Origin of the sequence: Actinomadura sp. NPDC023710 (genome assembly GCF_040639875.1) — a bacterium.
Classification (GTDB): Bacteria; Actinomycetota; Actinomycetes; order Streptosporangiales; family Streptosporangiaceae; genus Spirillospora; species Spirillospora citrea.
This window is the reverse complement of sequence record NZ_JBFAGB010000088.1, coordinates 1-11,008: the sequence shown is the minus strand read 5'-3', so window position 1 is coordinate 11,008 and position 11,008 is coordinate 1. Positions and strand designations below refer to the sequence as shown.

General features: G+C 72.2%; 12 protein-coding genes. 7 read left to right on the top strand and 5 right to left on the bottom strand.

Annotation, left to right across the window (positions count from 1 at the left end; all coding sequences use genetic code 11):
* Positions 1-116 precede the first annotated feature (116 nt).
* The 3 genes from AB0H37_RS44495 (at position 117) to AB0H37_RS44485 (ending at position 2,692) form a co-directional block, all read left to right on the top strand.
* Complete coding sequence (locus AB0H37_RS44495; protein ID WP_179837263.1) at positions 117-503, top strand: F0F1 ATP synthase subunit epsilon; 387 nt, start codon at positions 117-119, stop codon at positions 501-503.
* A 22-nt stretch (positions 504-525) separates the two neighbouring features.
* Positions 526-990 carry a DUF2550 domain-containing protein gene (locus AB0H37_RS44490; protein WP_179837262.1) on the top strand — a complete coding sequence of 155 codons (465 nt, stop codon included), beginning with the start codon at positions 526-528 and terminating at the stop codon, positions 988-990.
* A gap of 163 nt (positions 991-1,153) precedes the next feature.
* The gene (locus AB0H37_RS44485; RefSeq protein ID WP_360618772.1) at positions 1,154-2,692 is read left to right on the top strand and encodes a M28 family peptidase; all 1,539 of its coding nucleotides are present in this window, start codon (positions 1,154-1,156) and stop codon (positions 2,690-2,692) included.
* A gap of 25 nt (positions 2,693-2,717) precedes the next feature.
* Here the strand turns inward: AB0H37_RS44485 and AB0H37_RS44480 are convergent, their stop codons facing one another.
* The 3 genes from AB0H37_RS44480 to AB0H37_RS44470 form a co-directional block, all read right to left on the bottom strand.
* Positions 2,718-3,284 (bottom strand): DUF4913 domain-containing protein, encoded by a 567-nt coding sequence (locus tag AB0H37_RS44480; RefSeq protein WP_329086191.1) that lies wholly within the window; start codon positions 3,282-3,284, stop codon positions 2,718-2,720.
* A gap of 84 nt (positions 3,285-3,368) precedes the next feature.
* On the bottom strand, positions 3,369-4,295 hold the full coding sequence (locus tag AB0H37_RS44475; RefSeq protein WP_329086193.1) for a DUF4097 family beta strand repeat-containing protein: 927 nt from the start codon (positions 4,293-4,295) through the stop codon (positions 3,369-3,371).
* 119 nt (positions 4,296-4,414) lie between these two features.
* Positions 4,415-5,029, bottom strand: a complete 615-nt coding sequence (locus AB0H37_RS44470) for a cob(I)yrinic acid a,c-diamide adenosyltransferase (protein WP_179837258.1) — start codon at positions 5,027-5,029, stop codon at positions 4,415-4,417.
* Between the two features lie 70 nt (positions 5,030-5,099).
* Here AB0H37_RS44470 and AB0H37_RS44465 point away from each other — a divergent pair, with 70 nt between their 5' ends.
* Complete coding sequence (locus AB0H37_RS44465) at positions 5,100-6,692, top strand: GMC family oxidoreductase N-terminal domain-containing protein (protein ID WP_329086195.1); 1,593 nt, start codon at positions 5,100-5,102, stop codon at positions 6,690-6,692.
* Between the two features lie 341 nt (positions 6,693-7,033).
* Here AB0H37_RS44465 and AB0H37_RS44460 read toward each other — a convergent pair whose 3' ends face one another.
* Together AB0H37_RS44460 and AB0H37_RS44455 are read right to left on the bottom strand one after the other, a co-directional pair.
* Complete coding sequence (locus AB0H37_RS44460; protein WP_329086197.1) at positions 7,034-7,384, bottom strand: VOC family protein; 351 nt, start codon at positions 7,382-7,384, stop codon at positions 7,034-7,036.
* Positions 7,385-7,442: 58 nt separating this feature from the next.
* Positions 7,443-8,255, bottom strand: a complete 813-nt coding sequence (locus tag AB0H37_RS44455; protein ID WP_360618770.1) for an SDR family oxidoreductase — start codon at positions 8,253-8,255, stop codon at positions 7,443-7,445.
* A gap of 227 nt (positions 8,256-8,482) precedes the next feature.
* Between AB0H37_RS44455 and AB0H37_RS44450 the strand changes: the two genes are divergently transcribed.
* From AB0H37_RS44450 to AB0H37_RS44440, 3 genes are all read left to right on the top strand, one after another.
* Positions 8,483-9,139, top strand: coding sequence for a winged helix-turn-helix transcriptional regulator (locus AB0H37_RS44450; RefSeq protein ID WP_329086200.1), 657 nt, complete (start codon positions 8,483-8,485; stop codon positions 9,137-9,139).
* Positions 9,140-9,270: 131 nt separating this feature from the next.
* Positions 9,271-10,365 (top strand): DUF6745 domain-containing protein, encoded by a 1,095-nt coding sequence (locus AB0H37_RS44445; RefSeq protein ID WP_329086202.1) that lies wholly within the window; start codon positions 9,271-9,273, stop codon positions 10,363-10,365.
* A gap of 12 nt (positions 10,366-10,377) precedes the next feature.
* A complete protein-coding gene (locus AB0H37_RS44440; RefSeq protein WP_329086204.1) occupies positions 10,378-10,848 on the top strand; it encodes a hypothetical protein in 471 nt (156 codons plus the stop codon).
* Positions 10,849-11,008: the final 160 nt, after the last annotated feature.

The following is an 11,008-nucleotide window of genomic DNA, read 5'->3' as shown; positions in this document are numbered from 1 at the left end:
CCACCCCGACGAACGTGGCGATCAGCGAGATGCCGATCGAGTTGATCAGCGCCGAGGTGAACAGGTCGCGCCCGGGGCGGCCCGCCGGATCCGCTCCAGTAGTCGGAGGGAATGACGTGGCAACCCTGAAGGTCGGGCTGGTCTCGCCGGAGCGCGAGGTCTGGTCCGGCGAGGCCAAGATGGTGGTCGCGCAGACCATCGAGGGCTCGCTCGGTATCCTGCCGGGGCACGCCCCGGTGCTGGGCGTCCTCCTCGACGGCAGCGTGGTGAAGATCGAGCCCGCGGACGGCGGCGCGCCGGTCCTGGCGGCGGTCGGCAGCGGGTTCTTCTCCGTCGCCGCCGACGAGGTCTCGGTGCTGGCCGAGCAGGTCGAGCGGGACGAAGAGATCGACGTCGACGACGCCAAGCGGGCGCTGGACGAGGCCCTGTCCGCCGAGGCCGAGGACGCGACGCCGGAGCGGCGCGCCAGGGCGCGGCTGCGCGCGGCGGGCGTCGAGGTCTAGGTTCGGGCGGACGGCGGGGGATTTGGGCGAGCACCTGGCACTGGACGTCGGCGGGGTGCTCGCCGCGCTCGTTCTGGCGGCGGCGCTGCTGTTCGTCTCCATGGCGGTGCGCCGCTGGCTGTTCACGCGCGGCGGCGGCACCGTGGAGTGCAGCCTGCGCGAACTGCCCCGGGAGGGCGGAGCCCCCGGAGTGTGGAGGCTCGGCATCGGCCGCTACAAGGGCGATGTCCTGCACTGGCACCGCGTGTTCGGTTTCCGCAGACGGCCCCGGCAGGTGATCCACCGCCGGGGCCTCGTCGTGTCCAACCGGCGCGTCCCGGATCCGGACGAGGCCGAGGGCCTGCTGCCGGACGTGAGCGTCATCGAGGTCAGGAACGGCGATCTGGCGGTGGAGCTGGCGATGGGCGCGGCGGCCCTGACCGGGTTCCTGGCGTGGCTGGAGGCGGCCCCGCCCGGCTTCCCGGTGGACCTGCACTCCCCGGAATGAGGGTGTGGCCGGCGGGCCGGAATGAGGCCCGGCCGGGAATGAGCTGGTAAGAGCCCGGTATCGAAACGGCCTTACCGTGCCGCGGCTGCTTGAGGCGGCCGGGGCGCGGGGTGAGGATCGCGCTGGTCCGCTCCCTACTCCGCCCGCTGGAGTGCACGTGCGCATGCTCCTCACCGGCCGCAGGCTGTTCGTCGCCCGCAGGCTCCTCTTCGGCACGGCCGTGGCGCTGCCCGCGCTGTTCCTGCCCGCCGCCCTGCCGCCGGCCGGGGCCGCGCGGGCGCGGCCCGATCTCGCGGCGCTGGTCACGTTGAAGGACGTCGAGCCGCACCTGTCGGCGTTCCAGGAGATCGCCGACTACAACGGCGGGAACCGCGCGGCGGGGAGGGCCGGCTACGACGTGTCCGTGCGGTACGTCACCGGACGGTTGAAGAAGGCCGGGTTCTCGCCGAAGGTACTGAAGTTCACCTACCCGTACTGGCAGGAGCGGTCGCAGGCGAAGCTCGCGCGGACGACGCCGTCCAAGGCGTCCTACAAGCGGGAGGCCGACTTCCTCACGCTCGCCTACTCCGGCTCCGGCGATGTGACGGCGCCGGCGGCGCCGGTGGACGTCCCCGCCAAGGGCGAGGGGACGAGCGGCTGCGAGGCCGCCGACTTCAAGGGCTTCGCGAAGGGCTCGATCGCGCTCGTCCAGCGGGGCACCTGCACGTTCGCGGCCAAGGCCGCCAGGGCGCGGGCGGCCGGCGCCTCCGCCGTGGTGATCTTCAACAAGCCGGGGGAGAAGGGGCCGGTGAACGGGACGCTGTCCAGGCCGGCCGCGATCCCGGTCGTCGGCCCGACGCACGCGGTGGGCGCCGCACTGGTGAAGGCCGCGCGCAAGGGCGGCCTGAAGCTGCGGGTGAGGACCGACGCCGTGCACGGCAGACGGACGTCGTCCAACGTCATCGCCGACACCCGGCAGGGGCGGGCCGACAACGTCGTGGTCGTCGGCGCGCATCTGGACAGCGTCCCGGCGGGCCCGGGGATCAACGACAACGGCACCGGCGCCGCCACCCTGCTCGCCATCGCCGCCAAGATCAAGGAACTCGGCCGGGACGGCCTGCGCAACCGGGTGCGCTTCGCCTGGTGGGGAGCCGAGGAGGAGGGGATGCAGGGGTCGGAGCAGTACCTGCGATCGCTGCCGGCGGCCCAGCGGGAGCGGATCGCGCTGAACCTGAACTTCGACATGCTCGGTTCGCCGAACGGCACCCGGGGCGTCTACGACGGCGACCACTCGACCGGCGCGGGTACGCGGGCGCCCGCCGGGTCGGGGGCGATCGAGCGGATGTTCCGGCAGTACTTCCAGAGCCGCCGTCTGCCGGTCACCGCGAGCCAGTTCAACGGGCGCTCCGACTACGGGCCGTTCGTCGAGCGGGGCATCCCGGCGGGCGGGATGGACACCGGGGCCGAGGGAGTGAAGACGGCCGCCGAGGCCAAGGCGTTCGGCGGCAGGGCGGGCAAGGCGTACGACCCGTGCTACCACGCGAGGTGCGACCGCCTGAAGAACGTCAACCTCAAGCTGCTCGACAGCAACGCCGACGGTGTCGCGCACGTCCTGCAGCACCTGGCCCGGACGACGGTCGCGGTGAACGGCGGCGCCCGGGTCGGCCCGGTCCGGGACCCGTCCTACGCCCCGCTGTGGCAGGGCCCGTACCTGCTGCGCTAGCCGCGCGGGTTCGGCCGGCTCGGCGTCACGCCGGAGGGAACCCGAAGTCTTCGACCGGGGTGGTGGGGCCCGCGTTGTGGGCGGGCCGCTCGGGATCGAGCATGCACCCCGCGAAGGGGCCGTCGGGGGCGCGGAGGCGGGCGAGCGCGGGGTCGAGATGGTCGCGGTGCCAGATGCTGGGACCGGTGTGCCCGCAGGACGGTGAGTCGGTGAGCCCCTGCCAGGCCATCCAGAGAGCGTGGAGACGAGCGAGCGCCTCGGGATGTTCCCACCAGCGTGAGCACCACGGTCGGAGCGGGCTCACCTGGTTGACGTAGACGGGGACCAGGAGCACGTTGACCCACGTGGCCATGGTCTCGAGTTCCAGGGTGTGCTCTGGGCCGTCCAGGTACAGCAGGAAGGTCGGTACCAGCGGGCGTTCGTCATCCGGCCGGCCGGCGGTCTCCTCGGCGTCGATGGAAGCGGGCGAACCGAGCCGATCGCGAAGGCCCTTGATGACCTCTGCGTGCCTGGCGAGACCATGGCCGTGGATCTCGACGACCGCACGCAGGTCGGCGAGATCTTCGGCGAGGCCGTCGGGTGAGTCGGTCATGGTGTGTCTCCATCGTGCTACTGGCTGCGAGCACCATGGATGACCGTCCGGAGACCCCGGGGCAGGTCAAGTCCGGCGTGACCGCTAGTGCGGCGCCACGGTGATCCCGCCGTCGTGGGTGCGGAGATCGATGTGCCGCGCGGACCGCGAGTCCTGGTGGACGGCCGGGTCGATCCGCTTGCCGCCCTCGGCGGACATGGCGATGGCGTAGCTCTCCCCGGTCGGGAGGCGCAGCCGGATCGAGCCGGTGCCGGCGAGGGCCCGGACGTTCGCGGGCGGCGAGTCCAGCCGCATCGTGATGCCGCCGTCGTCGGTCCGGACGGTGATCCGGTCGGCGGCCAGCCCGTCCAGGGTGATCGAGCCGCTGCCGGTGCCGAGGTCGGCGACGGCGACGCGCCCGCTCACCTCGACGCGGCCGTCGGACGCGCGGGCCTTCAGCCGGTCGGCCGTGAGGTTCTCCGCGGTGACGGCGCCGCTGCCGCTGCGCAGGTCGGCGGTGGCCGCGCGGCCCGTGACGTGCACCGAGCCGTCGTCGGCGCTGATCGACACCGTCGCCGCCCGCAGATCCGTCGCCCTCACCGCGCCGCTGCCGCTGCGCAGCCGCACCGTCCCGGCGAGCCCGGACGCCTCGATCGTCCCGTCCCGGCTGTCGATCTGCACCGCAGTGCTGCGCGGCACCTGGACGCGGTAGGAGACCCCGCACGTCGCGAACCCCATCACGTTCCTGCCGCACGAGGACGACAGCGCCAGGGTGGAGCCCTCGGAGACGTGCCGCGCCTTCGGCTTGTTCTTGTCGTTCGACCAGCTCAGCCGCTCGGTGATCCTGATGCCGGGGGAGTCGGACGCGGTGACCTCGACCCGGCCCCCGTGCGTTGTGATCTTCAGCCCGGCGGTGCCCGCGGGCGCGGCGTAGGAGCGGTCCTGCTGGTGCCGGCCGACGCCGACGTTGCCGCAGCCGGCCAGCGCCGCCGCCGTCACCGCCGCGGCGGCCGTGGCTGTCAGGGTCCTCACTGGTCTCTCCCCGTCGTCGGCGTGCGCCCGTCCAGGTCAAGCCTGCTCCAGGCGCGGCGGTGCCGCCAGGAGGGGAGCCGGTCATCCGGGGGTGGGGTTAGCCCCACCCCCGCGGTGCCTCAGCGCTCCCCGCCGGGCTTCCAGAGGACGTCGCCGTGCTCGGCGTTGGCGACGCGGCAGAGGATGAACAGCAGGTCCGACAGCCGGTTGAGGTACGTGGCCGTCAGCAGGTTCACGCCGCCCTCAGGTGTGGCGCCGGAGTCGCCGTGTGCCTCGATCGCGGCCCAGGCGGACCGCTCGGCGCGGCGGGTCACCGTCCGCGCGACGTGCAGGAGCGCGGCGCCGGGCGTCCCGCCGGGCAGGATGAAGCTGCGCAGCGTCGGAAGGTCGGCGTTGTACTCGTCGCAGGCCTCCTCCAGCCGCTCGATGTAGGCCGGCTCGACGCGCAGCGGCGGGTACTGCGGGTCGGGGACGACGGGCGCGCACAGGTCGGCGCCCACGTCGAACAGGTCGTTCTGGATGCGGGTCAGCAGCGCGACCAGGGCCTCGGGCAGGGACCCGAGCGCGAGCGCGGTGCCGATCGCGGCGTTGGCCTCCTCCACGTCGGCGTACGCGGCGAGGCGCGGATCGGTCTTGGACGTGCGGGACGCGTCGCCCAGCGCGGTGGTGCCGTCGTCCCCCGTGCGGGTGTAGATCCGGGAGAGCACGACGGGATTGTCCCTGTTCTTGGCCATGGGGGCAGCCTAGCCCGCCGCTGGCAGAAGCCCGTTCGGTAGGGTTTTCGGAAAGACCCCGGAGGCCGCCGTGTACGACTACATCATCGTGGGAGCGGGCAGCGCGGGCTGTGTCCTGGCCGCCCGACTGACCGAGGACCCCTCCGTGAAGGTCCTGCTGCTGGAGGCGGGCCCGCCCGACGACGCCCCCGAGATCCACATTCCGGCCGCCATGGCCGCGTTGATCAAGGGACCGTTCGACTGGGACTACGCGACCGTCCCGCAGGAGCACGCGGCCGGGCGCAGCGTGTACTGGCCGCGCGGGCGCACGCTCGGCGGCAGTTCGTCCATCAACGCGATGATCTACATCCGCGGGGCCCGGTACGACTACGACACCTGGCGCGACTCCTACGGATGCGACGGCTGGGGTTACGAGGACCTGCTGCCCTACTTCGTCCGCGCGGAGGACCAGCAGCGCGGTGAGCTGCCCTACCACGGCGTCGGCGGCCCGCTGCGCGTCGAGGACCTGCGCTACAAGCACACCCTCACCCGCGCGTGGGTGCAGTCGGCCAAGGCGTACGGCCTCGCCGCCAACCACGACTTCAACGGCGCCGACCAGGACGGCGTCGGCTTCTACCAGGTCACCCACAAGCGCGGCCGCCGCTGGTCGACCGCCGCCGGCTACCTGCACCCGATCGAGTACCGCCCGAACCTGACGGTCGTCACCGACGCCCTCGCCACCCGCGTCGTGATCGAGGACGGCCGCGCCACCGGCGTCCGCTACGAGGCGCGCGGCGAGACGATGTCGGCCCGCGCCGAGGCCGAGGTGATCCTTTCGGGCGGCGCGGTGAACAGCCCGCAGCTCCTGATGCTCTCGGGCGTCGGCCCCGCCGACCACCTGCGCTCCCTCGGCATCGACGTCCTGGTCGACTCCCCGGTGGGGCAGCGCCTCCAGGACCACCCGTTCGTGAACGTCATGTTCGCCACCCCCCGAACCAAGGCCCTCTGGGAACTGGCGAACGCCCGCTCCTTCGCCCTCTACCAGGCCCTGGCGCGCGGCCCCTACGCCTCGAACGTCGCCGAGGCCGGAGGGTTCGCCCGCACGGTGGAGGGCCTGCCCGCCCCCGACCTGCAGTACCACGTCCTGCCGAACCCGTTCGTCGACCAGGGGCTCACCGACTCGTCCGAGCGCCTCCTGTCGGTCATGGTCACCGCGGTGGCGATCGCGAGCCGCGGCACGCTCACCCTCCGCTCCGCCAGCCCCCACGCCAAGCCGCTGATCGACCCCGCCTACCTCGCCGAGAAGGCCGACCTGGACATCCTGGTCGCCGGCGTCCGGCAGGCCCGCGAGATCGCCTCGTCCGGGCCGCTGGCGTCCCTGATCGGCGGCGAGTGGGCCCCCGGTGAGCAGGTCGACTCCGACGAGGCCATCGCCGACTTCGTCCGCCGCGAGGCCGCGACGCTGTTCCATCCCACCAGCACCTGCGCGATGGGCGCGGACGGCTCCGTCTGCGACACCGAACTGCGCGTCCGCGGCGTCGAGGGCCTGCGCGTGGTGGACGCCTCGGTCATGCCGGCCGTGCCTCGGGGCAACACCAACGCCCCGACCATCGCGATCGCCGAACGCGCCGCCGACCTGATCCGGGGCCGCGCCCCCCTCGCGCCCGCGGGCGCCCCGAAATGAGGAACGCCCCCGTCGGAGACGACGGGGGCGTGGCCGCTGGGACGCAGGCTGCGGGGTTCACCGCTTGAGCGCCTTCGCGATACGGGCGCGACGGCTGTTCTTCCCCTCCGCCCGCAGCATCCGCACGCGGTCCTCGATGACGACCTTCATGAACTCCTGGCTGAACATTCGCTTCTCCTTGTTCCTGCCGGTCCCTCTTGGCCCGACATGTACAAGGTTCGCCCTAAGGCCCCACCCCCAACATCGGGACGACGCCTTATCTAGGCATGCCTAGGACGCCTTAGACCCCCGCCGTCCCCGCCGGACGGACCTGAGCCGGGTACCGGTGAGGAGCGACATGCTCAGGCGTCCTTCTTCCACTCGATGATCTGGAGGTAGTTCCCGTCGGGGTCGGCGAACGTGCCGAACCTGCCCTTCGCCCGGTCCTCGACCGAGATCCACTCGGCGCCGGCCGCGTTCAGCCGGGCCTCCACGACGTCGAAGTCGTCGACGTGGAAGTTGAGGATCATGCGCCCCGGTTCGTCGTTGTCCGGTCGAACGTCGTCACGCCCGTCGATGACGAGCAGGAAGCCGCCCAGGTCGATCGCGCCCTCGCCGGTGGACTCCGGCGCCAGCGCCTTGATGTACCAGGCCCGCAGCTCGGCGGGACGGGTCGTGCCGAGCAGCATGCTGCCGGGCTTCAGCGTCGTCATGTCGAATCTCCTCATGGGTGGTGTACCTGCGGCTGCGTTCGCACCTCTGGACCGACACTCAGTCCACGAGTGCCCCGCCGGACAGATTGGCGATCGTTCCGGTCATGGCTCCGGCTCGATCTGACGCCAGGAACGCGGCCGTCTCTGCGATCTCGGAAAGTGTGGGCAGCCTTTTCAGGAGCGTCCCCTGCACCATCCCTCCGTCCTCGAGGAAGTCCTGGACCGACTGCCCCGCCGCTGCCGCGGATCGTTCGAAGAGGTCTCTGGTGTAGGAACCCGCTGCCGGCGCGTCGACGACGGCGTGCGGACGGATGCCGATGACCCGGATGTTGCCGGGGGCCAGCTCCGCGGCCAGAAGCCGCGAGAACGCCTCCTTGCCGGCCGAGCTCACGCCGTGCCCCAGAATGCCGCCCACGGCCAGTTTGGCGCCCGGCTCGGACAGGGTCAGGATGACGCCGGGGCGCTCGCGGCCCATGTGGCGTGCCACGGCCTTGCTCGTGATGAACAGCGTCCGCAGGAAACCGTCGATCGGCCGCATGAACTCCTCCAGCGAGAGCTCCGCCAGCGAAGTCCCCTGGTCGTGCATGACGCTCACGGCGTTCAGGGCGATGTCGATGCCGCCGGCCGTCGCGGCGATCGCATCGGCGTGCTTCTCGACCGCCTGCAGGTCGAGAACGTCGACCTGTGCGGTCTCGACCATCCCGCCCGTGGCGGCGATGTCACGTGCCACGGCGTCGAGTTTCGCCTGCGTCCGCCCGGCGATGAAGACTCGCGCGCCTTCCCGGGCGAACACCCGTGCGACGGCGCCGCCGATGGCGCCCCCGCCTCCATAGATCACGGCGTTCTTGTTCTCGAGCAGCAATCCACTCATGTGTTCTCCAGATGATCGGCATACGGGGCCGAAGCGATGCCCGCCTCGGCTGTTGAGGCGGTCGGCGCGGCGGCCTCGCCGCCGTCCCGCGGGCCGTCCTGAACCCGGGTCGGCCATGTGAGCCAACGGTAACCACAGTGGGCTGTTAAAAACAACCAGCTCTAGTTGTAAAAAACAACCAGGATGCATGGTAGTTTCGGGGCCACACAGGGACGAGGAGAGTGGCCGTGCCGACCAGCCGTAGCTATCGGGACTCGTGCGGGATCGCCCGGGCGCTCGACGTCGTCGGGGAGCGATGGGCCCTGCTGGTGGTCCGCGAGCTGCTCCTGGCGCCTCAGCGCTTCTCGGAGCTGCGGCATGCGCTGCCCAACGTCAGCTCGAACGTGCTGGCGGACCGGCTTCGAGAACTCGAGCACAACGGGGTGATCCGCCGCGGGCCGGCACCGGCGGACGGCCCCCGGGTCTACGAGCTGTCCGAACGGGGGCGGCGGCTGGAACCGATCCTGACGGCTCTGGGCGACTGGGGGATCGCCGTCCCGGAGCCCCCGGCGCCGTCCGCGCTCAGCGCCACCTCCGTGCTGATCTTCCTGCGCGGCGCCGCTCGCCCCGACCCCGCGGCGCCCCCGACGACGTGCCGTCTCGAGCTCGGCGGTCGGGTCTGGACGGTCCGCCTGGCGGCCGGACGGGCTGAGGTCCAGCCCGGCGAACCCGCGAGGGCGGACGTCTCGCTCCGTACCGAGCCCAAGACGCTCAGCGCCCTGCTGAACGATCCGGGCGCACTCGCGACCGCATGCGCCGACGGCAGCGTCGCCGTCGTGGGAGATCCGGCGGCCGTCGACCGGCTGCTCCACGCGGTCACCGACCCGTGGTCACCCGGCGATTAGACGAGACCCTTCCAGGGAGCGCCATGCGGAGTGGCCGGTCGCGAACCCGTCCGAAAGGTGTGGACAGGCGGGGCGCGGTGTGCCACCATCCTGCGCATGATCAATGAAAGGGGCGCTGCCGCCCTGACCCGGTGAGCGTCGACGCGCAGCGGGAAGCTGCCGCCGTCCGCGCGGAGTGGCTCGGGCATCTGCTCTCCACCGCGCCGGCCGACCGACCGGCCGCCGAGGCCGCCATATCCGAGCTGTACCGGCTGATCGGTCTCGATCCTCCCCGTTTCCACTGGGTGTCGTCGCCGCTGTCGGCCCTGGAGACCGTCCCGCCCGGTACCCGGCCGCGGCCGTCCGAGAGCGCGGACCGACCTTCCGACTGGCCCCTGCCGACGCGTTTGCGCAGGCTGGTCGCCGGGGCGTCCGTGGAACTGGACGAACGCGTCATGCGGGGCTCTCCGGGGCTGGACCCGATGGTCCGGCAACTGGTTCGGATGCCGCTCATGGCCTCGGTCCGGAGCACGATCCGCATGGCGCTCCGGTCGGCCCAGGAACCGTACTTGCGGGATGACGCCTGGTACACGGCCCTCTGCGTCTCGTGGAGCGCCCACTACGACGCGGTTCGCCGGACGTCCGGCGTGGTCTTCACGCCCGAGCAGGATCGGCTGATCGGCCTGTGGGCGACGCCGGCCCGGTCCTGCGGCTGGTGGTGGCCGCGCGAGGACGTCTGCGTCGTCTCCGAACGGCCCGTCGAGATCCACACGGAGGTCTGGGGCGACGATGGCGAGGTGCGCCTGCACCGCTCGGACGGTCCCGCGCTCCGGTACGCCGACGGCTGGGACGTGCACGCCTGGCACGGCACGAGGGTGCCGGCCTGGGTGGCGGAGGATCCGAGCGTCGAGCGGATCGCGCGGGAGGCCAACGTCGAGGTCCGGCGGTGCGCGGTCGAGAACATCGGCTGGGGCGAGTACATCGACCGGGCCGGGCTGCGGCTCGTGGCCGCCGCGCCGGACCCCGGCAACCCCGGTTCGGAGCTGCGGCTCTACGAGCTCCGGCCCCACGAGCTGCGCGAGCAGGCCAGGGTGCTGCTCGCCGTCAACGGCTCCGTCGAGCGCGACGGGAGCCGCCGCCGGTACGGGCTGGCCGTTCCGGGCGTCTTCGACGATCCGGTCGCCGCCGCCGGATGGACCTACGGGCTGTCCGCCGACCAGTACGCACGCCTCGTCCGCCGAACCTGAAAGGTGATCTCTGTGACCGTGACTCCCGAGACCGTGATGTCCGAGACCGTGACTCTCGCCTCCCTCTCCCAGCAGACCGGGCTCGCCGTCCTCGACCATCTCGACCGGTCGGTGAGCATTCCCGTCGTCGACGGGATCCAGGCGCAGGGCGACCTGATCGTCGTCCCCATGTCCGAGATCTCGTCGCTGTCTTTCTGGCCTGACGCCAGGTGGACGGACGTGCCGCCCGAGGGCGTCGAACTGCTCCGGGGCGCGGCGGGCGGCAACCCGCACACGCTGGTCGCCGACCCCGGCACCTGCCGCTGGACGCAGAACGTGTGGGAGACCGGCGGCCTGGTCATCGGCGTCTTCGAGGCGTCAGCGCCCGTCTACCTGCTGCACCCCGAGCACGGCGCCTCCGGCTGCGCGCCGGGCCGCTACGCCGTCCGCCGCCAGCGCGAGTACGCTCCCGGCGGCTGGGGCTCCCGTCTCGTGGCCGACTGAGTCCGACCGGGCCGGCTGGGGGCGCCTGGGCGGGCTCGACCAGAACTAGGCTGTGTTTCAAAGTTCCGGCCCACTTCGCTCGCCTGGCGGCTCGCTACGTGACCGGACCTGGGCGAACGCGGCATCGCTTCGCGATCTGCCCGGCTCCGCTCGCCTCCGG